The following is a 24,579-nucleotide window of genomic DNA, read 5'->3' on the forward strand; positions in this document are numbered from 1 at the left end:
CAGAGCCAGTATAATCGCCGGGCGAATCACAACGGCAGGGACTCATCATGCGCATCATTCATACTGCGGACTGGCATCTGGGGCAGTTCTTTTACAACAAAAGTCGGGCAGCCGAGCATCAGGCGTTTCTCGACTGGCTGTTGATCCAGATTGAACAGCATCAGGTGGATGCACTGATTATTGCAGGCGATCTGTTTGATACCGGCACGCCGCCCAGCTACGCCCGCGAGATGTTTAACCGTTTTGTGGTGGCGCTGCAGCCCACCGGCTGTCAGCTGATTGTGCTGGCGGGCAACCACGATTCCGTGGCGACACTGAATGAGTCGCGCGAACTGCTTGCCTGTCTCAACACCCGGGTGATCGCCACGCCCCAGGAGCAGGATGATGTGCTGCTGCTCAACACCCGCCAGGGCGAACCTGGCGCGCTGCTGTGCGCCATTCCCTATCTGCGGCCGCGCGATATCCTGCGCAGCCGTGCGGGTCAGTCGGGTCGCGACAAACAGACCTCGCTGCTGGAGGCGATCGCCCATCACTATCAGCAGCGTTTCGCCGCTGCCCAGGCGCTGGGTTATGCGCTGCCGATTATCGCCACCGGCCATCTCACCACCGTCGGCGTCAGCCAGAGCGATTCGGTGCGCGACATCTATATCGGTACGCTGGATGCCTTCCCCGCCAGCGCCTTTCCGGCGGCTGACTACATTGCGCTGGGCCATATTCACCGCGCCCAGCGCGTCGCGGGAAGCGAGCATATCCGCTACAGCGGCTCGCCGATTCCACTGAGCTTTGATGAGCTGGGCAGCGAAAAGAGCGTCTTCCTGCTGGAACTGGCCGCCAGTGGCCTGCAATCGGTCACGCCGCTGATGGTGCCGCAGGCGCAGCCGATGCAGGTGCTAAAAGGATCGCTGGCGCAGATTGCAGAGCAGGTAAACGCCTTCAGTACGGCAGAGCAGGAGAAGCCAACCTGGCTCGACATCGAAGTCACCACGCAGGAGTACCTCAGCGATCTGCAGCGTCAGGTCGAAACCCTGACCGCCACGCTGCCGGTTGAGGTCTTGCTGCTGCGCCGCAGCCGTGAACAGCGGCAGCAGAGCCTGGCGCGGCTCGACAACGAAACCCTGAGTGAGCTGAAGGTAGAGGAGGTCTTTGCCCGCCGGCTGGCGCTGGATGAAGAGCTGCAGCCGGCGCAAATCGACGAGATGACCACCCTGTTCCGCCAGACGCTGGCCGCCATGGAAGAGACCCAATGAAGATCCTCACGCTACGGTTTAAAAACCTCAATGCCCTGCGCGGTGAATGGTTCATCGACTTCCGTGCCGAACCCTTTGCCAGCAACGGCCTGTTCGCCATAACCGGGGCCACCGGGGCGGGTAAAACCACGTTGCTGGACGCCATTTGTCTGGCGCTCTATCACCAGACACCGCGCCTGGGCGCGATTTCCCAGAGCCAGAATGCGCTGATGACGCGCGACTGTGCCGAATGTCTGGCTGAAGTAGAGTTTGAGATCAAAGGCGAAGCCTGGCGCGCCTTCTGGAGCCAGAACCGCGCGCGCGGCACCGCCGACGGCAAGTTACAGGCACCGCGCGTTGAGCTGGCGCGCTGCGCCGATAACACCATTGTTGCCGATAAAGTCGGTGACAAACTGAAGATGATCGAAACCCTCTCCGGTCTTGATTTCGAACGCTTTACCCGCTCGATGATGCTGTCACAGGGCCAGTTCGCTGCCTTTCTCAACGCCAAAGCCAGTGAGCGTGCCGAACTGCTGGAGGAGCTGACAGGCACCGAAATTTACGGCCTGATTTCCGCCGCCATCTACGAGCGCCATAAAGAGGCAAAAAACCAGCTGGAACTGCTGCGCAGCCAGGCTGGTGCGATGGCGCTTCTGGATAGTGACGCACGCGACGCGCTGCAACAGCAGCTCACCGATCTGACCGACGCTGAACAGCGGCTCAGCGCGCACTATCAACAGGCGCAGCAACAGCAGCAGTGGCAGCAGCAGACACAGCAGTTACAGCAGGAGAAGGAGCAGGCTGAAGCGGCAGTACAGCAGGCCCAGGCCGCATCCCAGGCGGCAGAGATGGACCGCCAGCGGCTGGCTCGCAGCGAGCCGGCTGAAAAGCTGCGGGTAAAACTGCAGCAGCGCGACGCGTTACGCACCGAACAGCAGCAGGTTGAGAGCCGCTGTCAGCAACTCACCGCGGCGGCATCGCAGGCGCAGAACCAACAGCAGCAGCATCAGCAGAATTACGCAGCTGCTCAGACGGCCCGCCAGCAGGCGCTGCAGGAACAACAGCTGCAGGAAAGCCTGCTGACGGAACAGGTTCTCCCGCTGGATCAGCGGATCAGTACGTTGCAGCAGCATCTTGCGGAGCAGCAGCAGGAAAATAGCCGTCTGCAGCAGCATGTCGACCAGACCCAGGCCAGCCTGACGGAGCAGAAGCGGCAGGTCACGTCAGTGCAGCAGAAGATGGCTGAACAGCATCAGTTACGTGAGCAGCTTGCCGATCTGGCGCATTGGGGCGCTTCGCTGCCGGTATGGCAGGAGAACTTTGCCCTGCTGGCACAGCGTGAGGCGACGCTGGCGGAACTGACCCGGCAGCGCGATCAGCAACAGCAGCAAATCGACGCGCAGCGTGCAAAGCAGCAACAGCAGGCACAGCAGGCATTGCCGCGCCAGCAGGCGGAGCAACAGGCCCGCCAGGCGCTGTTGCAAACGGAGCAAGCACTAACTTCGCTTCAGGAACAGCATGCGCCAGCCGCACTAAGGCAGGCATTGAGCCAGTTGCAGAACAGCCGTCCGGCGCGTCAGCAACTGCTGCTGCTCTCTGCACAGTGGCAGCCGCTGCACCAGCAGCTGGGACAACGTCAGCAGCGGCTGAACACACTGGAAAAAGCGCATCAGCAGAGTGAATCAGAACTCCAGACCCTGCGCGAGACGTGGAAACGCGAAAAACAGCAGCTGGATGACGTCGAAAAAATCTGCGCGCTGGAGCAGCAGATTGTCGATCTCAGCGATTACCGTGCACGACTGACCGTCGATCAGCCCTGCCCGCTATGCGGCTCCTGCTCCCATCCTGCCGTCGAGGCCTACAGCACGCTGGAAGTGAGTGCTAACCAGCAGCGCCGGCCTGCTCTGCAGCAGCAAACCGAGGCATTGCGCGAAGCGGGCACGGCCAAAAGCGAACAGCTGAAGCAGTCCGCACTGCAACAGCAGACGCTGCGCGATGAAATCGCGGAGACGCAGCGTCAGCTCGACCAGCTAGAGCAGCAATGGCAGGCGCTGAGCGGTGAGCTGGCACTTACCTTCCCGCTTACCGATCGTGACGCTTTAGCCACGTGGCAGCAGCAACAAAGCGAACGTGAAAGCCAGCTTGAGCAGCAGCGCCAGGCACAGGAAGCCGCTGAACAGGCGCGGCAGGCTGCAAAAGATCACCATCTTCAGCAGTCGCAGGCCTGGCAGCAACATCTGCAGGCGGAGCAACTGGCGCAGCAGTCGCTGACCAGCCTGCAGCAGACGCTGGATGCGCTGCAACAGCGTCTGCAACAGGAACAGCAGGCCATGGCGCAATTGCAGAGTCGTCTGGAACAGCAGTTCAGCGCGCATAACCTGACTTTGCCGGATGCCGCCTCTCGCGATGCATGGCTGGCAGAACAGCAGCAGCGCTGGCAGCGCTGGCAGGAGAGTGAGCAGTTGCTCGCTAACCTGCAACCGCAGCTGTTAAAGGGCGAAACCCAGCTCACTGCGCTGCAACAGCAGGCAGACCTGGAACAGCAGCAGCTGGCGATCCGTCAGCTGCAGCAGCAGCAGAGCCAGACGCAGCTAGGCGAAATGCGTCAGCAGCGCCACGCGCTGTTTGGCGATCGCGACGTCACCCAGGCCCGTCAGCAGATGCAGGCCCGCGTTCAGCAGTCTGATGAACAGCTGACCCAACAGCTCAGTGCCCTGCAGCAGGCCCAGGCCGAGGTCAGTCGCCTTCAGGGTGAGCTTTCAGGTCTGGAAAATCAGCGTCAGACACTCAGCGGCAAACTGGCAGAAGCGGAAAGTGCGCTGCAGCACGCACGTGAGAGCGCCGGATTCGCCGACGAAGCCAGTCTGCGCGCGGCGCTGCTGGATGAGCAGACCGCGCTGCAACTGCGTCAGCAGCTGCAACAGCTCGATCAGCAATGCCAGCAGCACCAGGCGCGACTGGCCGATCTGCGCCAGCGGCTCAGCGTCCATCAGCAGGCGAAGCCTGATGCGATGCCAGAATCCGCCGAAGCGCTGGTGCAACAACTGGAGCAGTTACGGCTGGCACTGCGCGACAACGCCAGTCAGCAGGGTCAGATTCAGCAGCAACTGCACAGCGATGCCAGCCTTCGTGTGCGGCAGCAGAGCCTGATGACCCAGATTGAACAGGATGGCGTGGTGCTGGCGCAGTGGAGCCGGCTCAACGATCTGATCGGCTCCGCGACCGGCGATAAGTTCCGGCGCTTTGCACAGGGCTTAACGCTGGATCACCTGGTGGCACTGGCTAACAGGCAGCTTGATCGGCTGCATGGGCGCTATCTGCTGCAACGCCGGGCGCAGGATTTGCTGGAGCTGGATGTGGTCGATACCTGGCAGGCCGACGCGGCACGTGATACCCGCACGCTATCGGGAGGCGAGAGTTTCCTGGTCAGTCTGGCGCTGGCGCTGGCGTTATCGGACCTGGTCAGCCACAAAACGCGCATCGAATCGCTGTTTCTGGATGAGGGGTTCGGCACGCTGGATGCCCAGACGCTGGATACCGCGCTGGATGCTCTTGACGCGCTTAATGCCAGCGGCAAAACCATTGGGGTGATCAGTCATGTGGAAGCGATGAAAGAGCGTATTCCGGTGCAGATTAAAGTGCGCAAGATGAATGGATTAGGATACAGCCAGCTGGAACTGCCGCAGGGATAACGGGCGCCAGAGCGCCCGTCTGAATCTGATCAGCGGGCGCTAACCAGCGTATAGCGTGGACCGGTAAGTAACCCGCCCTGCTCGTTCTGTGCCAGCATACGATTGCTGGTCAGTCCGGCAACGGTGTGCGCTTTGTCAGTCACGTTGCTGGCAATCTGTTTGATCGCCGCGTTAACCAGCATCCCCACCAGTCCGCCATTATTATTGTTGTTCTCTTCATTGTCGCTGGCACTGGCCTTACCCTGCCAGATCTCTTTGCCGCTGCGCAGATCGACCAGCCGTGCCTGAGCCGTCACGGTCGTTACACTGTCAATAACCCGGTAGCTGCTGCCATATTCGCTGATCGAGATATAGAGCGCGCTGTCGGCGTGGAAGATCTCATTCAGACGCTTCGCGCTGACAGCCTGAGCGTCAGTGGCGCTGGTCACACCATTCTGCTGAAACGTCTCTTCAACCACAGCTACCGGGAAGACGTAGTAACCGGCTTCGGCCAGCGGACGCGTCACCAGCGAGTTCAGACTGTGTGCGGCGTTGATATCCGGTGATTTATTATCCGCAGGCAACACCAGAATCGAGGCGGGCTTGCTGGCACGAAACGCGCTGTAGTCATACGGTTTTTTCGGCTGCGCACAGCCGGTCAGCAACAGCACCATCAGCGCGCCACTCAGGGCAATCAGTTTTTTCACCGTACTACTCCTTGTTTTTTACTCATCAGAAAATCCATGTAAGGTGCCGATTCAGGAAACAGTTGCTTCTCCGTGGCGAACTGACCAAAGGCTTTCTGCGTATCGCCAGTCTTCGCATAGAGCAGGCCGAGCTGGGCATGCAGGCCAGGCGCAACCGCCTGGTTAACGGCACGGGCTTTCTCAATATCCAGATTCAGCGCATCAATCTGCTTCAGCGGATCGCTGCCCGGCTGATAGTAGCTGTAAACCTGCTGCTGATAATCGCCCCAGTAGTAGATCGTTTTCGGCGCTTTTGGCGCGCAGCCCGCCAGCAGCGCCGCTGCAATCAGCACGCCGCTCAGTGTCATCATCTTCATTTACTGCTTCCTTATTTAGCCGGACGCCATGCGCCGTTGTTGATTCCATCCACTAAATGATCGACTGCTTCCCGAATCGCCAGATCCATCACTTTGCCGTTCAGCGTCGAGTCATAGCTGCTGGTGCCCCCAAAGCCGATGACTTCACGCGCCGAAAGCTGATACTCGCCCGCACCCTGGGTGCTGTAGACCACTTCAGACGTGGTGACATCCACCACGTTCAGATTCACTTTGGCATAGGCGACCTGCGTTTTACCGCGGCCCAGAATGCCCCACAGCTGCTGATCGCCCACTTCTTTGCGGCCAAACTCGGTGATATCACCGGTGATGATATAGTTCGCGCCTTTGATATTCTGCTGGCTGCGTTTGAAGTCCGACTCCTGCTGCAGCTCTTTCAGATTGCTGCGATCCAGCACGCTGAAACGGTTAGTCTGCTGCAGATGGGTAATGAGAATGGTTTTCGACTGATTACCCAGCCGATCGACGCCATCAGAGAAGATGCCGTTCATGTACGAAGAGCGGTTATCAAACTGACCCACCGCAATCGGGCTGCGCACGCCCTGATAAACCGGCTGGCTGGCAGCGCGAGCCTGCGGGGCCTGAATAGCACGGGAGGATTCGGTGGCACAGCCGCTGATCAGCGACGCCGTTAACAGGGAGAGTGCCGCAAAGGCATATTTTTTCTGCATTTCTAATCCATGAAGTGAAAGAGACGTAAACCCGCGCGAGGGCGGTAAATTCTGGTTCTGTCGACAGTCGGAGTAATGCCATAGCATTCATGATGCCGGTCTGTAGACTGTCGGCAGCAGACTGAAAGATCTTTAAGGAAAGTTGGCCAGTTAAATGAATTTAATTAATATAAAAATGAGAATATTGCTGGGGGTGATTATTGTAACGTCGCTCAGCGCCTGTCAGCAACCTGTGACAAAGCAACGGGATAGTGTGGCAAACCTGTGTCAGCCGGCAAAAGATCCGGACAGCGAATCCTGTCACTGGACTTATCAAATGCAGCCGGTGCTCAACAGGCAGTTCACGGATGCAGCGCGTTATGCTGGTCAGCAATGTCTGGTCCGGATGGAATGGCAGGAACACAGCAGACGTTATGCGGTGACACAAACTCAGGGTAATGAAGCGCTCTGCCTGCGCGCCTGGCAGCTGGTGGCGCAGACCCGCGATTTGCCGCCGCCACCGGAGCCAGGGCAACCGGCGTGGTTCGGCTTTGCACCGCGCGGTTAGCTGGCCAGACCTTCCTGACGCCACTGACGTGGACTGATGCCAAACCAGCGGCGAAATGCGCGTGAGAATGCACTGACTTCTGAGTAGCCCAACAGCAGCGCCATCTCTGATATCGGCAGTTGCTTCTGCTGCAGATAGTGCGTCGCCATTTCGCAGCGCACCTGATCCACCAACGCGGTAAAGCTGCTGCCCTCTTCGCGCAGTCGCCGCTGCAGTGACCAGCTCGATAGCCCGAGTTTATCCGCCACCTCTTCCAGCACCGGCTCACCCTGCATCAGCGATAAATTAACCTGCGATCGCGCCTGCTCAATCATACTTTGCTGCGACGTTCCACGGTTAAGCCGCCGGATCGCATCCTGCATCACCATCAACAGGATCGGATCGCTCTCCGGCATCGTGCGCAGCAGATCGCGTTTCGGGATTACCAGCGAATTAAACGGCTGATCGAACCAGACCGGCGCATCAAACACTTTACAGTGATCGTGCCACTGGCCGGGACGCGGATGTTCAAAGTGAACTTCACGCGGTGCCCAGTGCCTGCCTGCCACGTGACGGATCAGATTCATAAACATGCCAAGCGTCAGCTCGGCGTCCTGACGGCGCGACAGGATTGCGCCGTGTCGCACCTGGTAGTCGAGCCGCCAGCACTCTCCCTTATCCACCAGCCTGGTTAAGGTGTCGTGCTGATGCCAGGGAAAGGCATTGACCACATTGTGCAGCGCCTGCTCCAGCGTGTCGGAGCACAAGCCGATGTAGCCGATCAGGCCTAATGACTGCGGTTTAAACTGCCTGCCGTAGTGCAAACCGAAGTTATCAAAACCGGAGTGACGCGCCGCCTCTTCCAGCACCCGACAGTAGTTAACCAGTCCCAGGCTCAGCGTCGGGCTGGCCAGGCGTTCCGGGTCAATGCCGCTGATACCGAAGATGCGATCAACATCGCCGCCCTGGGTATGAATAAATTCGCTTAAGCCGGTCGCCGCCGCTGCCAGCACGCCGTGATTGCCTGCGCCCGCCGCTGCAGAGCAGGCCGCAAAGGCATCAGGCTTTATCAGTGTCGGATTCATGGTCGCCTCAGTCAGAATTCAGGTGGATCACCCGTCCCTGAGATCAGAGCAAATTTCATACCAGGTCCCCGAGGCCCGCCGCGCCGCCTACTTGCGGGTCAGCCTGCGCGCGGGCATGGCATCCGGCACTGCGGCGGCGCAGTAACGCCCGCCGCTGGTGCATCAGACGCCAACCGGCAGCTGCTGACCTTCCAGATAACGGCGGCAAAGGCGAACCGAATGGCTTGCCCACGCCGGACCGAGACTGTGCGCCATGTCGGTTTCGGCATGCGATCCTACCCATGCAGTGAGCTGGATGCGGCGCTGGATCAGCAGCGCGGGCAGCATGGCCATCTCCGCATCGCTGATATGCGCCACCTGCTCGTAACCGCGGATCCAGTGATCGATCCACTCTGTCGCGCGCGGATGATGTTCAACAAAACTGATCGCTGCCGCCAGATCATGCAGATACCAGCCAAGCCCGCAGTCATCGAAGTCGATCACCCGCGTTTCGCCCTTGTGCAGCAGCAGATTGGTCAGCCGCAGATCGGCGTGGATCAGACCATAGCGATCCGATCCCTTGCCAAACTGTGCCATCGCCGCACCGACCTGGCTTATCGCCTGCCCGACCACGTCGTGATCGGCGGGATCCAGGTTGGGTGCATCCTGCCAGCGTCCCCAGTGACTCTCGCTACTGGTCATGGTGTGGTGATCCCAGATAATCCGCTGAAAACCCGCAGGCGGCTGCCACTGTTTACTGTGCTGATGCAGCCGCGCGGTAATGTTGCCCAGTTGCTGAAAAGCGCGGGGATCGACGTCGGTGGTCGGCATCTCGCCGTCGATCCAGTGAAACAGCACCACATAGCGTTCACTGCCGTCCGGCAGCCGCAGTGTCAGCACGGTTTCGCCCTCTTTGTCCGGTACCGCTTCCGGCACCTGAATGCCGGTTTCGCGCAGCGCATCGAGCCACAACAGTTCGCTGATGATGTCCGCTTTTTGATGGTAATCGCCGCGATGCAGCCGCAGCGCATAACGCCGGCCAGCCGCCTGCAGCAGGAACGTGGCGTTCTCTGAGCGGCACAGCAGGCTGAGCTGCCCCTGCAGCGCGGCGGGATAACAGGCCAGCGCCTGCTGCGCCATCAGGGTGAGTTGTGAATCAGTCAGGTTGTCATATTGTTTAGCGCTCATCTGTCCGGCTCCTTTTCACTTGCGTTATCTCAGCATGCGTTGCCAGAAGGTGAGCTGCTTGACCTCAGAAGAGACAAAGTTGACCGCAGCGTGCATCTGGCCCGGTTTTTGCCTGTGAGTTGACCGTGGAGGACAGAAGTCACTGCGCCCGCGTCAAGTCGCGGCGCGCAAGGCAACGGCATTATCTCCTTACTTTAGTCGTCATGGCGGTGTAACGCCGCGTGAGACCAACAACGACGGGGATAACGGTATGACAAACAGACTCAAGCCCACGCTGGGCACCCTGCATCTGTGGGGGATTGCGGTTGGCCTGGTGATCTCAGGCGAATATTTTGGCTGGAGTTACGGCTGGGCTGTGGCAGGCACGCTGGGATTTCTGGTCACTACCGCACTGATCGCCACGCTCTACACCTGCTTTATCTTTAGCTTCACCGAACTGACCACTGCGATCCCCCATGCGGGTGGGCCCTTTGCCTATAGTCGTCGCGCCTTTGGCGAAACCGGCGGACTGATTGCCGGTCTGGCGACACTGATTGAGTTTGTCTTTGCGCCACCGGCGATTGCTATGGCGATCGGGGCTTATCTCAATGTGCAGTATCCCGGGCTCAACCCGAAAACCGCGGCGGTTGGGGCTTACCTGATATTCATGACGCTGAATATTCTTGGTGTAAAACTGGCGGCGATGTTTGAACTGGTTGTCACCGTGCTGGCCGTAATCGAACTGCTGGTGTTTATGGGTGTGGTCTCACCCGGCTTTAGCCTGGCAAATTTTGCCGCGCACGGCTGGGCAGGCAGCGACACTTTCGGACTGCCCGCCTTCTCCGGTATTTTCGCCGCCATTCCCTTCGCCATTTGGTTCTTCCTTGCCATTGAAGGCGCTGCGATGGCAGCCGAAGAGGCAAAAGATCCAACCCGGACAATCCCCCGTGCCTACATCAGCGGAATTCTGACGCTGGTGGTGCTGGCGATAGGCGTGATGCTGATGGCGGGCGGCGCGGGCGACTGGCGCAAACTCTCAGATATTAACGATCCGCTGCCGCAGGCGATGAAAATGATCGTCGGCGAACACTCTACCTGGATGCACATGCTGGTGTGGATTGGACTGTTTGGCCTGATTGCCAGCTTCCACGGCATCATCCTCGGCTATTCACGGCAATTTTTTGCCCTGGCACGTGCGGGCTATCTGCCGCCTTCTTTGGCAAAACTGTCACGCTTTCAGACCCCGCATCGGGCAATTATTCTCGGCGGGCTGCTGGGTATCGCGGCAATTTACAGCGATGGCGTGATTAATCTGCAGGGGATGACGCTGACGGCCGCGATGATCACCATGGCAGTCTTCGGCGCGATTGTAATGTACATCATGAGCATGCTGAGCCTGTTTAAACTGCGCCGCAGCGCACCGGATATGGCCCGCAGTTTCCGCGCGCCGGGCTATCCGATTATACCGGGCATCGCACTGCTGCTGTCGGTGGTCTGTCTGCTGGCGATGCTGTGGTTTAATCCGGTGATTGCCGCGCTGTTCTTCGCCATCATGCTGGTCGGTTATCTCTACTTCCTCGCCACCAAAGCGCAGCGCGATCGGGCACCGCAGGACAGTATGCTGGTCGGCGAATAAACGCGGCGCGGCAGGGTGCCGCGCCGTGGGTTACATTCAGCGCCTGAAAACCCAGGCGCTGAATCGTCAGCGGATGCACGGGTCACTCAGCCGTTAAGCGGCCAGAGCCATGCCGCACCGCGCACGCCGCTGGAGTCGCCATGCCGCGCCTTCAGCACCGGCGTTTCACACTCGCCGCCAAATACCCACTTCTTCATCAGCACCGGCACGGTCTGATAGAGACGATCCACATTGCTCATCCCGCCGCCCAGCACGATCACATCGGGATCGATCAGGTTCACCACCTGTGCCAGCGATTTTGCCAGCCGCAGCTCATAGCGACTCATTGCCAGTTCGGCGATCGGATCCTGCTGCGCCAGCAGTGAGACGATCTCCGCGCCCTTGCGATGCACGCCGCTCAGCCGCTGATAGTCGATACCAAAACCGGTGCCTGAAACGAAGGTCTCAATGCAGCCCTGCTGCCCGCAATAACAGGGCACTTCCTGCCGGTAGCGCAGCTCATCCTCATCCATCCACGGCAGCGGATTGTGGCCCCACTCACCGGCATTACCGTTACCACCGATGCGCGACTCCCCGTTGATCGCCACCCCCGCACCCGATCCGGTGCCGATGATCACGCCAAACACCAGCGACTGTCCGGCACCCGCACCATCGACTGCTTCTGACACCGCCAGGCAGTTAGCATCGTTGGCGATACGCACTTCCCGGTTCAGCGCCTGCGCCAGATCCTTATCCAGCGGCTGACCGTTGAGCCAGGTGGAGTTGGCATTTTTCACCCGCTTACTGTAAGGCGAAAGCGAGCCGGGAATGCCGAGGCCGACCGTACCGGTCTCGCCGGTTTTCTGCTCCGCCAGTGTGACCAGATCAACAATCGCCTGCACGGTTGCCGGATAGTCATCACGCGGGGTGTTCACCCGGTGGCGGAACAACTCCTGTCCCGTATCTGACAATGCGATCACTTCTGTCTTGGTGCCACCCAGATCTATGCCTATGCGCAAGGTTACGTCCTCGTTATTCATTCAGGTGAGAGATACAGTAGAAGGCAGCTGCCCTAAAGGCAATGAAACCACTCCGATGTTTCGCTATCATGCGCGCTGACTCTCGCAGACTTGTGCGCCCGATCGCGCCACGGTAAGGAATCCCGATGTTGTGGTTTAAAAATATGATGGTTTATCGTCTGAATCGTGACATTCCGCTGTCCGCAGATGAGATGGAAAAACAGCTCGACGCCTTCACGTTTTCACCGTGTGGCAGTCAGGATATGAGCAAGACCGGCTGGGTCTCGCCGATGGGCAATCGAAGCGATGCGCTGACCCATGAGAACAAAGGCCAGATTGTGATTTGCGCCCGTAAAGAAGAGAAAATCCTGCCTTCGCCAGTGGTAAAGCAGGCGCTGGAAGCGAAAATCGACAAGCTGGAATCTGAGCAGAGCCGTAAGCTGAAAAAGACCGAAAAAGATTCGCTGAAAGATGAAGTGCTGCACAGCCTGCTGCCGCGCGCCTTCAGCCGTTTCAGCCAGACCTATCTGTGGATAGACACGGTCAACAATCTGATTATGGTTGACTGTGCCAGCGCGAAAAAAGCGGAAGATACGCTGGCGCTGCTGCGCAAGAGCCTGGGTTCACTGCCGGTGGTGCCGCTGACGCTGGAAAGCCCGATTGAACTGACCCTGACCGAATGGGTGCGTTCAGGTGAACTGCCTGCCGGTTTCGCCCTGATGGATGAAGCGGAGCTGAAAGCGCTGCTGGAAGATGGCGGTGTCATCCGTTGTAAGAAGCAGGATCTGGTCTGCGATGAGATCGCCAACCATATCGAAGCGGGCAAGCTGGTGACCAAACTGGCACTCGACTGGCAGGAACGCATTCAGTTTGTTCTGGCCGATGACGGTTCGGTGAAGCGTCTGAAGTTCAGCGACACGCTGCGTGACCAGAACGACGATATCGACCGCGAAGATTTTGCGCAGCGCTTTGATGCGGACTTTATTCTGATGACCAGCGAACTGGCGGCACTGACCAGCAATCTGGTGGAAGCGTTAGGCGGCGAAGCCCAGCGTTAAGCTGTAATCCGCAGAATCCCGGACGAGGATGTTTGCCCAGGAAAAGGGCCGCTGAGCGGCCCTTTTCTTAATCTTTATCTTTCAGGTAGCGGCAGAGATAGGAGCTTGGCTCGCCAACCTGCAGATGAAATTCACTGTGACCCGGCACGTTAAACACCGAACCCGCTTCAAACCATTTCCACTCGGTCTCACCTGGCAGCAACACCTTAAGCGAGCCGCTGACGACGGTCATCTCTTCTGGCTGACCGGTTCCAAATGTGTATTCACCTTCTGACATCACGCCCACGCTGGCACGACCGGTGCTCGCACTGTCAAAACCGATAGATTTAACTTTTCCGTCAAAATACTCACTTACGTTGAGCATAATAGTTCTCCAGAGCACATGTTGTGTGTCTGGCAGTGTAGAAGGGAACCTGCTGATCTGTCACGCGAAATGATGGTCGTTTGTGATCTCCTTCGGGGGAAGATCAGACAGGCAGCCAGAGAGCGCTCAGACGATGCTCCGGTCAGCTTTGTTTTTATGCGGCAAGGGGATGTCAGAGGTGAAGGCGTGGGGGGAAAGCTCAGACGATTTGGTGTCAGACGGCGAATAACGCTGAATATCAGGCTGGCCTCCCTGCCAGCCGCAATGCTTTACTCTTTTTCGACGTCTTCGTAACGCGCTTTAGCATCGTGCGCTTCTTCTTCCGTCTCGTGCTCACTGATTAATGAATTCGGTTTGGGATGATCAGCACGCAATTCGTATGAGGTTACTTTATTACCTTCAGTGCCCTTTTCAACAGGCACAACTTTCGCTTCACGTGGGTACGGCGGTCTGCTCGGCATACTGTGTCCCTCTTGTCTGAATAACATTCCACAGGACAGGCTGCTGCCTGTCATAGGATAAGTATAGACAATGACATCATAAGCGGGATCAAAGCGGGAAAAATCTGAGGGTTAGCTGGCGCGCGCCAGCGAAAGTGACAGCAGAATTTCCTCCACCACGCACGCTGGCGATTGCATGGCATTCACCTGGTGATGAGCCGCCGCCTGGTAAAGGTGCGCGCGTTCGCGCAGCACATCACTCATCTCATCGGCAATCGGACGTCCGGTCAAGGTCGGACGCTGGGCTGCTTCAGGCTCGCTTTCCAGTCGCTCTGCCAGTACTTCGGGCGATGCGCTGAGCCAGATCACCTGACCGTGCTCCTGCATAAAACGACAGTTCTCTTCAGCCAGAATCATGCCACCGCCCGTCGCAATAACAGTGCGGGGCGCCGTCACCGCCTTGAGCGATTCCGTTTCACGGGCGCGAAAACCTTCCCAGCCTTCCGCCTCCACAATTTCGGTCACACTGCGCTGCGTGCTGAGTTGCAGATGGTGATCGGTATCCGTAAAGGCGTAACCCAGCGCCTGCGACAACGCCTCGCCAACCGTGGTTTTGCCGCAACCGCGAGCGCCAATCAAAAAGATGGGTAGTGACATCAGGGCCGTTCCTCCGCCTGACCGCGCGAGGCGGTTGCATGGTTAGCTTATTAATGCGACGCATAATAACTGGAAATTATTAAGGCCTCCACCTGTCAGGCATGTTTTACGCATTTTCCTTACCGGAACAACGATAATCTCTATATTTTCAAGGGGAAATGCATGCACGTTTTGTGCATCAGCACGCTAACAGGCCGCTGATAAACTCGCAAAAAGGCGGTTAAAATGGGCTGGCAATATTTGCTTACCGCCCCGATTTTACTTTTCGTGTTGACGCCCCCATATACTGATAACAATCGCCACAGGAGAGTCATCATGCAACGCGAAGAACAACAACTGATCGAAGGGCTGTTCAGCCGTCTGAAACAGGCCGAAAGCCAGACCGTGGCACGCGATGCCGCAGCCGAACAACTGATTAACCAGCATCTTCAGACGCAGCCAGGCGCGCCTTACTACATGGCACAGGCGATCCTGATTCAGGAAGCGGCGCTGAAAAAACTTAATGAGAAAGTGTCGGCGCTGGAAAGCCAGGTGGCACAGATGCAACAGCAGCAGCAACCCGCACAGAGCAGCGGCGGCTTCCTGTCGGGACTGTTTGGCAGCGGTTCGCGTCAGCAGCCGCCCGCTCAACAGCAGCAGCAACAGCAACAGTCGCCGTGGAACAGTGCGCCACAGCAACCGGCACAGCAGCAATATGCCCCTGCTCAGGCACCCGCGCCACGCGGCACGGGTTTCCTTGGCGGCGCACTGCAAACTGCCGTGGGCGTAGCGGGTGGTGTCGTGATGGCTGACATGCTGACCAGCATGTTCCACCATTCTCAGCCGGAAGAGATTGTGAATATCATCAATGAGCCACCGCTGCCGGAGGTGAATGATAATCTCAACACCTTCAATGGTGGCGATGACAATGCCGATAACTTTAACGGCGGTAACGACAACGCCTTCCTGGACCAGAATACGGGCTGGGACAGTAATTATGCCGACAACAGCGATCTCAACGATTTTGGCGGCAACGATTACGACGATGACGACAGCTTCGTTTAAGTTGAGCGTTTCTGCTGGGTGAGCCAGCTATCCAGCTCATTCGCAAACTGCTGGCGGTCACGCGGACTCATCGTCGCGGGGCCGCCGGTCTGCACGCCACTTGACCTCAGGGTATCCATAAAATCACGCATCGTCAGACGTTCACGTATCGTCGCCGGTGAGTAACGCTCGCCACGCGGATTCAGTGCCGCAGCACCCTTCTCAATCACCTCTGCCGCCAGCGGAATATCGGCGGTGATCACCAGATCGCCAGGCTGACAACGTCTGACGATCTCGTTGTCCGCCACATCAAAGCCAGCAGGCACCTGCAGGGTGCGCAGATAAGGCGAGGGCGGCACGCGCAGAAACTGGTTCGCCACAAACGTCACCGTGGTCGCGGTACGATCCGCCGCACGGTAGAGCACCTCTTTGATCACATTCGGACAGGCATCGGCATCGACCCAGATAAACATCATGATTCCTTACAGTCAGAGAAGCCTGAGATCTTGCCGGGTTCCCCTTAAATGGCAAATTTTATTTGCGGCACACTTTCCCGCCCGTACCCGGCTGACTTGTTATTCGGGCTGGCTGAAGTAAGCTAGCGCACTGAGAAAAACGAATAATGTCCTAAGGAGATGGCGATGCTGGCAAAGAAAATCGGGTTTATCGGCGGGGGAAACATGGCGAAAGCCATTATTGGCGGACTGGTCAACAGCGGCAAAATTACTCCGTCTGATATCTTCGTTTACGATCGCAAAGCCGAAACCAACCAGGCGATGGCAGAGCAGTATGGCATCAACGCCGCAGAGAGCGCGGATGCGCTGGCGCGCGAAGTGGACATCCTGTTCGGTGCGGTAAAACCCAATGTCATCCTGAAAGTGTTAAAAGAGCTGTCCGGCAGCCTGAAAAAAGAGGCGCTGGTGGTATCGATTGCGGCTGGTGTGACGCTGGATTCGCTCTCATCCGTGCTGGGTTACGATCGCAAACTTGTCCGCGCAATGCCGAATACGCCCTCACTGGTAAGCGAGGGCATGACCTCGGTAACGCCCAACGTACTGGTTGAGCAGGCGGAAATCGACGAGGTCGTGGCGATTTTTGAGTGCTTCGGCAAAGCGGCCGTGGTGGATGAATATCTGATTCACTCCGTGGTCGGCGTCAGCGGTTCTGCACCGGCGTACGTGTTTATGTTTATCGAGGCGATGGCAGATGCGGCCGTATTGGGTGGCATGCCGCGCGCTCAGGCCTATCAGTTTGCTGCGCAGGCGGTTAAAGGCGCGGCCCAGATGGTGCTGACCACCGGTAAACATCCGGCTGAACTTAAAGATATGGTCTGCTCACCTGGCGGCACCACCATTGAAGCGGTGAAAGTGCTGGAAGAAAAAGGGATGCGCTCGGCGGTGATGGAAGCAATGCAGCAGTGCATGGCGAAGTCAGAGAAACTGAGCCGCAGCTAACCTGTCAGGAAGTGCGCAAGGCGGCCCGTCACCCCGGTCCGCCCTGCGTGCAGCGAAGATTATCCGATGTGTGCCTGACAGTGCGCCACCGCATCGGCAAGCGTCATCGGTTGCTGCATCCGCTCCACCAGCTCAGCGGTCAGCGTATACATGCCGCATGAGCAGATGGCTGCCAGTTGCCCCTGCTGACCATAAAACGCCATAAACTTTTTGTCCTCCAGCGAGCCGATCAGCTGGAAATTATCCCATTCTGCCGCGTGACCAACATACTCATAACGGGTGCCATATTGGGTCGTCCAGAAGAACGGCACACGATCAAACGCGACGTTCTGATCCAGCATGTTCCATGCGGCGGTCTGCCCCTGCTGATGCGCGACGCGATAGTGCTCAATACGCAGCGGACCCTGCGCCGCCGGATACGTAGCGATGTCACCCGCCACCCAGATATTGTCAGCGACCCGCAACTGCTCATCTGCCTGCAGACTGCCATCCTCTGCCAGCGGCAAATCGTGGATAAAGTCGGTGGCCGGTTCAACACCCGTAGCAAACAGCACAACGGTCGCGTCCAGCGTCCTGCCGCCCTTTAGCTGCACGCCAGTCACCTGCTGGTCACCCTGCAGTGATTCGATCTCGCCCTGCACCCATTTCACGCCGTTTTGCTCATGTAACTGGTAGAAATAGCGGCCAATCTGTTCGCCAAATTGTTTAGCAAAAGGCAGCGCCTGACGAGCAACCACCGTTACGTCAATATCACGGTTACGCAGTGCTGACGCCAGTTCAGTACCGATAAAACTGTTACCGACAATGACGATTTTATGGCTGGCATCCACCGCATGTAGTAACGCATCGGTCTGCGCTTTGCTGCGCAGCAGATAAACGCCGTCGAGATCGCTGCCCGGCAAATCAGGGCGGACAGGCGTCGCGCCGCTGGCGATCAGCAGTTTGTCGAAGGCGAGCGTCCCGCCATCTTCAAAGATCAGCCGCTGTTGCTGTGTATCAAGGCGGCTCACGGTAGCCTGAATCCGTTCAACGTGATCCATCACATCCGCTTTCAGCAGCTGTGGCACCTCACTGATATCCATTTTACCCGACGGTACAAACTTGGTCAGCGCAGTGCGGTCATAAGGCGCATCCGCTTCCCGTTCGACCAGAATCAGGCGGCCTTTAAAGCCGTCATGGCGCAGGCGCCATAAAGCTGCGCTGCCTGCTGCTCCCGCACCCAGCACCACATAGACCGGCGCAGTTGCCCCGCTGCCAATCGGTGCCGCAGGTGACATGGCTTTCGGGTTAACCAGCACCCGGCCCTCTTCAATGCGCAGCGAATACTGTTTGAGATCGGCTAACGCCAGCGGTTCACACATTTTGCCATCGGCGATATTAAACGCGGCTTTGTGCCACGGACAGACCAGCCGGTCGCCACAGATCGCGCCCTGCTCCAGCGGCGCGCCCGCATGTGGACATTTCGCCTGGTAAGCACGGACGTTGTCCCCATCGCGGATCAGTAATACTTCCACTTCGCCGAGTGTTTTCTTCACGGGCTGTCGCTGGGGCAGATCCTTCAGGTCGGCGGTAAATTGATAGTTCACGGCATGGCTCCTTTCGCTGTTTCTGGTCTGAAGCTGCGCGGCAAAACAGCGCGCGGCGCAAATCCCCACAAACAGTAAGTGTGGCAAAGGAACCGGCAAGCCTGAGGATGAATCTGTTTAAGAAAGGCAACGTATTGTTGTGGAAGGCAATTTAATTGGCGTTAAGGAGAACTTGAATCTGCGCTGAGCGCAAACGAGAAGCGGCCACCTGCGTGGCCGGGGGAGTCATGCGCTTTTTTTCAGGCACTGGCTCATAAAGGTCTTACGTGCATCACCTGCCAGTTTTTTATCGCCAGCTTCACCGTTACAGCTCTTCATTTTCATTTGCTGCGGTGACATCTGCGACAGCTTGCTGTCCTTTTTCAGGCATTCACTCATAAAAGATTTGCGCGCATCGCCTTTGAGGTCCTGAGATTTGGCATGCTGGTTACACAGGGCCATCTTCTCCTGCTGCGGGGTCTTCTCCGCCGCACCGGCCAGCCCGCTAACCAGCAGACCTGCCATCATCATCGCCATTAAACCGACTTTCATCTTGATATCTCCACAGTGGATTGTCCTTTATTATTCTGGCAGCGAATAAACAAAGCGGAAGATTTTTCAGGTCAAACTGATGTGAAGATCCCATTCCAGACTGGCACTGGGGTCGTTACTGGCGGGAATGCCGGAGCAGCTTTTCGATGTAATTACGCAGCAGCAGCGCATCGTCTTCATCAGCACCGGTTACAGTATTCATGGCAGTTTCAATGCTGGAGGCCATCGACAGATATTGTTGCGGCTCGAGCTTGCGAACCAGCGCCGTGACAACAATCTCCAGCGCTTCAATCTGCGCCATCTGCTCTTTCGCTGTCGCCTCTTTTTCAGCCAGCTTTACCAGTAATTCAGCAATCAGGTTTTTCATGCTGTTGTCTCAGCGGTGGAGAAAAGCTGAAATTATCACCACACTGACTAAAAAAACAGAGGTTAACAGTCATTTTTTCAGTGAGTTAGCCCACATCTCCGCCCTCTTTTGAGCAACCTCCGGCTAACCTTGCAGGCGAAACGTTTTGCGGGCAGATATCACCGCAGTTAAACGTTTCGCCTGCTCCCGATCGATGAGTGAGGCCTAACGCGGATCGACAAAGCCGCGACCAGGCCCACCGCCATGTCCGCCCCAGCCGCCGCCTGGAGGCGGGAAAATACATCCACTTAATGCAGTCACTAATGCCACAACGGCAGCCAGCTTAACGATTCGTACCATACCTACCTCAGGGTGAAGAAATCGGGCTGAGTGTATGAAGCCTCCTGCAGGACGACAAGTGAGATTCCTCCGCATCCGGCCGCTATTCACCTTTGCTGACCAGACTTAACGTTTTACCGTCACGCTGCCACCAGATTCTCAACATCCCAGCCGGTTTGTACCCCAAACTATTTATGTAAATCGGGATGGCGGGCTCTTTACAGCCAGAAGAATTTTACGCATTGTGAGCGCATTACATTTACAGGATATAACCATGACTCTCTCTCAGACTGCTTTCAGTGACATCCTCTCCCGGCGCGACTGGGAAAACCCGGTTGTGACCTCGCTTAACAGGCTGGATGCCCACCCGCCATTCGCCAGCTGGCGCGATGAAGCAGTGGCACGCGATGACACGCCTTCGGTGTCACTGCAAAGCCTCAACGGAGAGTGGGGTTTTAGTTACTTTTCGCAGCCCGAAGCGGTGCCCGCCAGCTGGTTACTGCAGGATCTGCCGGATGCCAGCACGATTCCGGTCCCGGCTAACTGGCAGATGCACGGCTTTGATGCCCCCATTTACACCAACGTGCAGTATCCGATTCCGGTCAATCCGCCGCAGGTTCCCGCTGATAACCCCACAGGATGTTACTCGCTCACATTCAGTACTGACGCAGCCTGGCTCGATGCCGGACAGACACGCATCATTTTTGACGGGGTAAACTCAGCTTTTCACCTGTGGTGCAACGGACGCTGGATTGGCTACTCTCAGGACAGCCGTTTGCCCGCTGAATTTGACCTCAGTCCCTATCTGCAACCGGGCAAAAACCGGCTGGCGGTGATGGTGCTGCGCTGGAGCGACGGCAGCTATCTGGAAGATCAGGATATGTGGCGGATGAGCGGCATTTTTCGCGATGTCACATTACTGCATAAACCGCAGGTGCATCTGGCCGATGTTCAGCTGGAAACCCGGCTCAGTCCGGAGTTTACCCGTGCCGAGCTGCGCGCCCAGGTTCGCGTCGCCTTGCCGCCGGACGTCACCTCACTTTATCAGCTGCGCCTGACGCTGTGGCAGGGTGAACAGCGGGTTGCCCAGTGTCAGCAGCCTCTGGGCAGCACCATTATTGACGAGCGGGGTCACTATCCTGAACGCGCCCTGCTCTGCCTGCCGGTGGAACAGCCTGCGCTGTGGAGCGCCGAAACGCCTCACCTCTATCGCGCCACGCTGGCGCTACTGGATGGGGATCAGCAACTCATCGACGTGGAAGCTTATGATGTCGGCTTCCGTCAGGTCACCATCGACAACGGCCTGCTCTGTCTTAACGGCAAACCGCTACTGATCCGCGGCACCAACCGTCACGAACACCATCCGGAGAACGGTCAGGTGGTGGATGAGGCCACGATGCGCCGCGACATCGAGCTGATGAAACAGCACAATTTCAATGCGGTGCGCTGTTCGCATTATCCTAATCATCCCCTCTGGTACCGGCTCTGCGATCAGTACGGGCTGTATGTGGTGGATGAGGCCAATATCGAAACCCACGGTATGCAGCCGATGAACCGGCTCTCCGACGATCCCCGCTGGTTTGCCGCCTATAGCGAACGCGTGACGCGCATGGTGCAGCGCGATCGTAATCACTGCAGCATTATTATCTGGTCGCTGGGCAATGAGTCGGGACATGGCGCTACACACGATGCGCTCTACCGCTGGGTGAAAAGCAGCGATCCTACCCGCCCTGTTCAGTATGAAGGCGGCGGAGCCGATACCGCTGCGACCGATATTATCTGCCCGATGTACGCCAGGGTTGATGAAGATCAGCCGTTCCCGGCAGTACCCAAATGGTCGCTGAAAAAGTGGATCGGTCTGCCGGGCGAAACCCGCCCGCTGATCCTGTGTGAGTACGCGCATGCCATGGGCAACAGCTTCGGCGGCTTCGCAAAATACTGGGAGGCTTTCCGCCAGTTCCCACGTCTGCAGGGCGGCTTTGTCTGGGACTGGGTGGATCAGAGCCTGACCCGCTTTGACGATAAGGGCAAACCCTGGCAGGCCTATGGCGGCGATTTTGGCGATAAACCCAATGACCGTCAGTTCTGCATGAACGGGCTGGTGTTTGCCGATCGCACGCCGCATCCGGCGCTGTATGAGGCGCAACGTGCACAGCAGTTCTGGCAGTTCGTGGTCGATCCCGTCGATCCTGTGAGCTTTACGGTCAGCAGCGACTATCTGTTCCGCCATAGTGACAATGAGGTGCTGCGCTGGCGCATCGAACAGGAGGGACAAGTGGTGACGGAAGGTGAAGTATTGCTGGATATCGCCGCGCAGGGTCAGCAGCGGATCACGCTGCCCTCTCCGTCCACGTTACAGGGCGAATGCTGGCTTAATGTCGCGGTTCATCAGATTCACCCGACCCGCTGGAGCGCCGCCGACTGGTGCGTCGCCTGGCATCAATGGCCGCTGCCCTCGACGTTAGCGCTACCGTCACAGCCGGAGGCGGGCGAAGCACCCGTGCTGCGCGATGACGCCGGTGAGTTTGTCGTGACCCATCAGCAGCAACGCTGGCATTTTTCACGCCACAGCGGCGAACTGACGCAGTGGTTTGTCAATGAAGAGCCAACGCTGCTCTCCCCTCTTCAGGACTGCTTTATTCGCGCGCCGCTGGACAATGATATTGGCACCAGCGAAGCAGAACGGGTTGATCCTCATGCCTGGGTTGAGCGCTGGAAAACGGCGGGATATGACCAGATGAGCAGCCAACTGATGTCGATTACGGCGAATGCGTTGTCGCAGGCGGTGCAGGTTGAGACGCTGCATAGCTGGCTCGCCAACGGCCAGGTCGCTTTCATCAGTCGTAAACGTTATGTGATCAACGCACAGGGTGAGTTACAGCTGCAGCTTTCGGTTGAGCAGTCGCGCGGATTGCCGCCGCCAGCACGCATCGGCTTACGCTGCGCGCTGGTGCACATTCCGCAGCAGGTGAGCTGGCTTGGCCTGGGGCCGCATGAAAACTACCCCGATCGTCAGCTGGCCGCGCAGTTCTCACGCTGGCAGCTGCCGCTGGCGCAGCTTTCAACGCCCTACGTTTTCCCCAGCGAGAACGGTCAGCGTGGCGGCACCCGTCAACTCGATAGCGGCAGCTGGCAGGTCAACGGCGATTTTGCTTTCTCGCTGAGCCGCTTCAGTCTGGAGCAGTTGCGGGAGACCTCACACCGCCACCTGCTGCATCCGGAAGCGGGCTGCTGGCTGCATCTGGATGCCTTCCACATGGGCGTGGGCGGCGATGACTCCTGGAGCCCCAGCGTCAGTCCTGAGTTTTTACTGACTCAGCAGCGCTGGCAGGCTGAACTGACGATTTCTCAGCCGACGCGGGCAGCACGGTCTTCGGACGCCGGTAAAAACGCTTCAGAAAGAGCACATTAATCAGCACGACCACGGCGGTGGCAAAAAAGACCCAGCGAAAGCCTGCCACCGCCGACACCGCGGCCCCTAATAGCGGACCCGCAACATTGCCGAGATACATAAACGACTGGTTATAGCCGAAGATGCGTCCGGTGATATTGTCGCGCGAATGACGAACCAGAAGCGTCTGCACCGCAGGCATCATTGCACCATCGGCGAAACCCAATAGAAAACGTAAAACGCCCAGTTGCGTGGTGCTGGTGACAAAGGACATCGCAACAAACAGCAGCAGCGAAATAACCATTGTCGCCAGAAGAATACGCTGGGTGCCAATGCGATCGCCGAGCCGTCCCAGCCGGGGTGCGGCCAGGAGTGCCGAGACGCCAGGCAGTGCGGCAATGACGCCACTCAGAAAGGCGATATTCTCCGCAGTCGGTGCCAGTTCACGCACAAACAACGTCAGGATGGGGTTCACCGACCCGTTGCACATCTGAATCACCATGGTGGTGAAAAAGAGACAGAGCATCAGCTTTGGGTTATCCAGCGAGCGGAAAACCTCGCGTCCGCTGAGCTTCTCTTTTTTACTCACCGGGGTGTAACCCGTCTCTTTGATCAGGAACAGCGTGACCAGAAAGCTGACCATCAGCAGCGCCGCAGTGACGATAAATACCGTGCGTAGTCCGACCCAGTCGGCCAGCAGCCCGCCCAGCATCGGCCCCAGAATCACCCCGCCAATCTGACCCGTTGAGACACAGCTCAACGCCCAGCCGCTGCGTTCACGTGGAACCTGAGCCGCCACCAGCGCCATCGCGTTGGGAATATATCCTGAGGTCAGCCCCATCAGGGCGCGTAACAACAGCAACTGCCAGGCTTCGGTGACAAAAGCCTGTAGCAGTATCACCACGCCCATGCCAAACGCCGCGCGTAACAGCATCAGTTTACGGCCTTTGCGATCGGCCAGGCTGCCCCACAGGGGGGCTACCGCCGCCGAGACCACAAAGGTGATACTAAAGGTGAGACCCGACCAGAGGCTCAGTGATTCACCACCGGTAACGCCAAGCTGCTCAAGGTAGAGTGGCAGAAACGGGATAATCTGGCTGATGGCCAGTCCGGTAAAAAAACAGCCAAACCAGACCGAGATCAGGTTTATCTTCCAGGGTTCAATAGTGCGTGGCATGAGCAGATGATGTAAAGAGAAGGAAGGCTCAGTCTAACGCGCGCATTCTCAGCGTGACCGACAAAACATGGCACAAACGGCAAAAGACCGGATTCCTCTTTGATTCCGCTCAATTACCGGCGCAAATGTTCCCGACTCAAGGGTTTATAGCGCGAATCACGCGTAGACGGCAC

The 24,579-nt window shown here is 57.9% G+C and carries 23 protein-coding genes; 8 read left to right on the forward strand and 15 right to left on the reverse strand.

Going from position 1 to position 24,579, the window contains the following annotated elements:
* Positions 1–47 precede the first annotated feature (47 nt).
* Together sbcD and ACR8BF_RS14780 are read left to right on the forward strand one after the other, a co-directional pair.
* Positions 48–1,247, forward strand: coding sequence for an exonuclease subunit SbcD (sbcD, locus tag ACR8BF_RS14775; RefSeq protein ID WP_434745192.1), 1,200 nt, complete (start codon positions 48–50; stop codon positions 1,245–1,247).
* Positions 1,244–4,918, forward strand: coding sequence for an AAA family ATPase (locus tag ACR8BF_RS14780; RefSeq protein ID WP_434745193.1), 3,675 nt, complete (start codon positions 1,244–1,246; stop codon positions 4,916–4,918). Before sbcD ends, ACR8BF_RS14780 begins: the two co-directional genes overlap by 4 nt.
* A 29-nt stretch (positions 4,919–4,947) precedes the next feature.
* On the opposite strand, the gene ACR8BF_RS14785 is transcribed toward ACR8BF_RS14780, so the two are convergent.
* From ACR8BF_RS14785 to ACR8BF_RS14795, 3 genes are read right to left on the reverse strand one after another with little or no spacing between them, the layout of a single operon-like run.
* Positions 4,948–5,604 carry a DUF799 domain-containing protein gene (locus ACR8BF_RS14785; RefSeq protein WP_179896840.1) on the reverse strand — a complete coding sequence of 219 codons (657 nt, stop codon included), beginning with the start codon at positions 5,602–5,604 and terminating at the stop codon, positions 4,948–4,950.
* Entirely contained in the window at positions 5,601–5,960 is a 360-nt protein-coding gene (locus ACR8BF_RS14790) for a DUF4810 domain-containing protein (RefSeq protein WP_179896842.1), read from the reverse strand. The genes ACR8BF_RS14785 and ACR8BF_RS14790 overlap by 4 nt, the downstream gene beginning before the upstream one ends.
* Before the next feature lie 11 nt (positions 5,961–5,971).
* Entirely contained in the window at positions 5,972–6,649 is a 678-nt protein-coding gene (locus ACR8BF_RS14795) for a CsgG/HfaB family protein (RefSeq protein ID WP_179896844.1), read from the reverse strand.
* A gap of 175 nt (positions 6,650–6,824) precedes the next feature.
* Between ACR8BF_RS14795 and ACR8BF_RS14800 the strand changes: the two genes are divergently transcribed.
* Complete coding sequence (locus ACR8BF_RS14800; RefSeq protein ID WP_255434159.1) at positions 6,825–7,196, forward strand: cell envelope integrity TolA C-terminal domain-containing protein; 372 nt, start codon at positions 6,825–6,827, stop codon at positions 7,194–7,196.
* Here the strand turns inward: ACR8BF_RS14800 and qhpR are convergent.
* Positions 7,193–8,260, reverse strand: a complete 1,068-nt coding sequence (qhpR, locus tag ACR8BF_RS14805) for an AraC-like transcriptional regulator QhpR (protein WP_434745194.1) — start codon at positions 8,258–8,260, stop codon at positions 7,193–7,195. The genes ACR8BF_RS14800 and qhpR overlap by 4 nt on opposite strands.
* Before the next feature lie 162 nt (positions 8,261–8,422).
* The gene (locus ACR8BF_RS14810; RefSeq protein WP_434745195.1) at positions 8,423–9,427 is read right to left on the reverse strand and encodes a phosphotransferase enzyme family protein; all 1,005 of its coding nucleotides are present in this window, start codon (positions 9,425–9,427) and stop codon (positions 8,423–8,425) included.
* Positions 9,428–9,677: 250 nt separating this feature from the next.
* Here ACR8BF_RS14810 and eat point away from each other — a divergent pair, with 250 nt between their 5' ends.
* Positions 9,678–11,042, forward strand: coding sequence for an ethanolamine permease (eat, locus tag ACR8BF_RS14815; RefSeq protein ID WP_313699911.1), 1,365 nt, complete (start codon positions 9,678–9,680; stop codon positions 11,040–11,042).
* 86 nt (positions 11,043–11,128) lie between these two features.
* On the opposite strand, the gene mak is transcribed toward eat, so the two are convergent.
* Entirely contained in the window at positions 11,129–12,040 is a 912-nt protein-coding gene (mak, locus tag ACR8BF_RS14820) for a fructokinase (RefSeq protein ID WP_434745196.1), read from the reverse strand.
* A 146-nt stretch (positions 12,041–12,186) separates the two neighbouring features.
* Between mak and rdgC the strand changes: the two genes are divergently transcribed.
* Positions 12,187–13,098 (forward strand): recombination-associated protein RdgC, encoded by a 912-nt coding sequence (gene rdgC, locus ACR8BF_RS14825; RefSeq protein WP_022625153.1) that lies wholly within the window; start codon positions 12,187–12,189, stop codon positions 13,096–13,098.
* A 67-nt stretch (positions 13,099–13,165) separates the two neighbouring features.
* Here rdgC and ppnP read toward each other — a convergent pair whose 3' ends face one another.
* From ppnP to aroL, 3 genes are all read right to left on the reverse strand, one after another.
* Positions 13,166–13,462 (reverse strand): pyrimidine/purine nucleoside phosphorylase, encoded by a 297-nt coding sequence (gene ppnP / locus ACR8BF_RS14830; RefSeq protein WP_003850060.1) that lies wholly within the window; start codon positions 13,460–13,462, stop codon positions 13,166–13,168.
* A gap of 269 nt (positions 13,463–13,731) precedes the next feature.
* Positions 13,732–13,923 carry a YaiA family protein gene (locus ACR8BF_RS14835; RefSeq protein ID WP_090963318.1) on the reverse strand — a complete coding sequence of 64 codons (192 nt, stop codon included), beginning with the start codon at positions 13,921–13,923 and terminating at the stop codon, positions 13,732–13,734.
* Between the two features lie 111 nt (positions 13,924–14,034).
* Positions 14,035–14,559 carry a shikimate kinase AroL gene (gene aroL, locus ACR8BF_RS14840; protein ID WP_179896855.1) on the reverse strand — a complete coding sequence of 175 codons (525 nt, stop codon included), beginning with the start codon at positions 14,557–14,559 and terminating at the stop codon, positions 14,035–14,037.
* 315 nt (positions 14,560–14,874) lie between these two features.
* On the opposite strand from aroL, the gene ACR8BF_RS14845 reads away from it, so the two are divergent.
* A complete protein-coding gene (locus ACR8BF_RS14845) occupies positions 14,875–15,603 on the forward strand; it encodes a DUF2076 domain-containing protein (RefSeq protein WP_434745197.1) in 729 nt (242 codons plus the stop codon).
* On the opposite strand, the gene ACR8BF_RS14850 is transcribed toward ACR8BF_RS14845, so the two are convergent.
* Positions 15,600–16,055: a YaiI/YqxD family protein gene (locus ACR8BF_RS14850; RefSeq protein WP_003850071.1), complete on the reverse strand. Its 456-nt coding sequence runs from the start codon at positions 16,053–16,055 to the stop codon at positions 15,600–15,602. The two genes, ACR8BF_RS14845 and ACR8BF_RS14850, sit on opposite strands and share 4 nt — an antisense overlap.
* Before the next feature lie 168 nt (positions 16,056–16,223).
* Here ACR8BF_RS14850 and proC point away from each other — a divergent pair, with 168 nt between their 5' ends.
* The gene (gene proC, locus ACR8BF_RS14855; RefSeq protein WP_313699918.1) at positions 16,224–17,036 is read left to right on the forward strand and encodes a pyrroline-5-carboxylate reductase; all 813 of its coding nucleotides are present in this window, start codon (positions 16,224–16,226) and stop codon (positions 17,034–17,036) included.
* 59 nt (positions 17,037–17,095) lie between these two features.
* Here proC and ACR8BF_RS14860 read toward each other — a convergent pair whose 3' ends face one another.
* The 4 genes from ACR8BF_RS14860 to ACR8BF_RS14875 all read right to left on the reverse strand — a co-directional run bounded on the left by ACR8BF_RS14860 (position 17,096) and on the right by ACR8BF_RS14875 (position 19,859).
* Positions 17,096–18,622: an FAD-dependent oxidoreductase gene (locus ACR8BF_RS14860; RefSeq protein ID WP_179896861.1), complete on the reverse strand. Its 1,527-nt coding sequence runs from the start codon at positions 18,620–18,622 to the stop codon at positions 17,096–17,098.
* Positions 18,623–18,847: 225 nt separating this feature from the next.
* The gene (locus tag ACR8BF_RS14865; RefSeq protein ID WP_179896863.1) at positions 18,848–19,153 is read right to left on the reverse strand and encodes a PsiF family protein; all 306 of its coding nucleotides are present in this window, start codon (positions 19,151–19,153) and stop codon (positions 18,848–18,850) included.
* A gap of 115 nt (positions 19,154–19,268) precedes the next feature.
* A complete protein-coding gene (iraP, locus tag ACR8BF_RS14870; protein ID WP_313699922.1) occupies positions 19,269–19,520 on the reverse strand; it encodes an anti-adapter protein IraP in 252 nt (83 codons plus the stop codon).
* Positions 19,521–19,724: 204 nt separating this feature from the next.
* Complete coding sequence (locus ACR8BF_RS14875) at positions 19,725–19,859, reverse strand: hypothetical protein (RefSeq protein ID WP_255434160.1); 135 nt, start codon at positions 19,857–19,859, stop codon at positions 19,725–19,727.
* 253 nt (positions 19,860–20,112) lie between these two features.
* Between ACR8BF_RS14875 and ACR8BF_RS14880 the strand changes: the two genes are divergently transcribed.
* Positions 20,113–23,250 carry a beta-galactosidase gene (locus tag ACR8BF_RS14880; protein ID WP_434745198.1) on the forward strand — a complete coding sequence of 1,046 codons (3,138 nt, stop codon included), beginning with the start codon at positions 20,113–20,115 and terminating at the stop codon, positions 23,248–23,250.
* On the opposite strand, the gene ACR8BF_RS14885 is transcribed toward ACR8BF_RS14880, so the two are convergent.
* Complete coding sequence (locus ACR8BF_RS14885) at positions 23,132–24,406, reverse strand: multidrug efflux MFS transporter (protein WP_292989433.1); 1,275 nt, start codon at positions 24,404–24,406, stop codon at positions 23,132–23,134. The genes ACR8BF_RS14880 and ACR8BF_RS14885 overlap by 119 nt on opposite strands.
* Positions 24,407–24,579: the final 173 nt, after the last annotated feature.

Origin of the sequence: Candidatus Pantoea rara, from assembly GCF_051136265.1 — a bacterium.
GTDB lineage: Bacteria > Pseudomonadota > Gammaproteobacteria > Enterobacterales > Enterobacteriaceae > Pantoea > Pantoea rara.

Excerpts from the sequence above, each read along its gene's own strand:
- sbcD (WP_434745192.1), top strand. The coding sequence starts at position 48 with ATGCGCATCATTCATACTGCGGACTGGCATCTGGGGCAGTTCTTTTAC.
- ACR8BF_RS14780 (WP_434745193.1), top strand. The coding sequence starts at position 1,244 with ATGAAGATCCTCACGCTACGGTTTAAAAACCTCAATGCCCTGCGCGGT.
- ACR8BF_RS14790 (WP_179896842.1), bottom strand. The coding sequence starts at position 5,960 with ATGAAGATGATGACACTGAGCGGCGTGCTGATTGCAGCGGCGCTGCTG.
- ACR8BF_RS14795 (WP_179896844.1), bottom strand. The coding sequence starts at position 6,649 with ATGCAGAAAAAATATGCCTTTGCGGCACTCTCCCTGTTAACGGCGTCG.
- ACR8BF_RS14800 (WP_255434159.1), top strand. The coding sequence starts at position 6,825 with ATGAGAATATTGCTGGGGGTGATTATTGTAACGTCGCTCAGCGCCTGT.
- qhpR (WP_434745194.1), bottom strand. The coding sequence starts at position 8,260 with ATGAATCCGACACTGATAAAGCCTGATGCCTTTGCGGCCTGCTCTGCA.
- ACR8BF_RS14810 (WP_434745195.1), bottom strand. The coding sequence starts at position 9,427 with ATGAGCGCTAAACAATATGACAACCTGACTGATTCACAACTCACCCTG.
- eat (WP_313699911.1), top strand. The coding sequence starts at position 9,678 with ATGACAAACAGACTCAAGCCCACGCTGGGCACCCTGCATCTGTGGGGG.
- rdgC (WP_022625153.1), top strand. The coding sequence starts at position 12,187 with ATGTTGTGGTTTAAAAATATGATGGTTTATCGTCTGAATCGTGACATT.
- ppnP (WP_003850060.1), bottom strand. The coding sequence starts at position 13,462 with ATGCTCAACGTAAGTGAGTATTTTGACGGAAAAGTTAAATCTATCGGT.
- ACR8BF_RS14835 (WP_090963318.1), bottom strand. The coding sequence starts at position 13,923 with ATGCCGAGCAGACCGCCGTACCCACGTGAAGCGAAAGTTGTGCCTGTT.
- aroL (WP_179896855.1), bottom strand. The coding sequence starts at position 14,559 with ATGTCACTACCCATCTTTTTGATTGGCGCTCGCGGTTGCGGCAAAACC.
- ACR8BF_RS14845 (WP_434745197.1), top strand. The coding sequence starts at position 14,875 with ATGCAACGCGAAGAACAACAACTGATCGAAGGGCTGTTCAGCCGTCTG.
- ACR8BF_RS14850 (WP_003850071.1), bottom strand. The coding sequence starts at position 16,055 with ATGTTTATCTGGGTCGATGCCGATGCCTGTCCGAATGTGATCAAAGAG.
- proC (WP_313699918.1), top strand. The coding sequence starts at position 16,224 with ATGCTGGCAAAGAAAATCGGGTTTATCGGCGGGGGAAACATGGCGAAA.
- ACR8BF_RS14865 (WP_179896863.1), bottom strand. The coding sequence starts at position 19,153 with ATGAAAGTCGGTTTAATGGCGATGATGATGGCAGGTCTGCTGGTTAGC.
- iraP (WP_313699922.1), bottom strand. The coding sequence starts at position 19,520 with ATGAAAAACCTGATTGCTGAATTACTGGTAAAGCTGGCTGAAAAAGAG.
- ACR8BF_RS14875 (WP_255434160.1), bottom strand. The coding sequence starts at position 19,859 with ATGGTACGAATCGTTAAGCTGGCTGCCGTTGTGGCATTAGTGACTGCA.
- ACR8BF_RS14880 (WP_434745198.1), top strand. The coding sequence starts at position 20,113 with ATGACTCTCTCTCAGACTGCTTTCAGTGACATCCTCTCCCGGCGCGAC.
- ACR8BF_RS14885 (WP_292989433.1), bottom strand. The coding sequence starts at position 24,406 with ATGCCACGCACTATTGAACCCTGGAAGATAAACCTGATCTCGGTCTGG.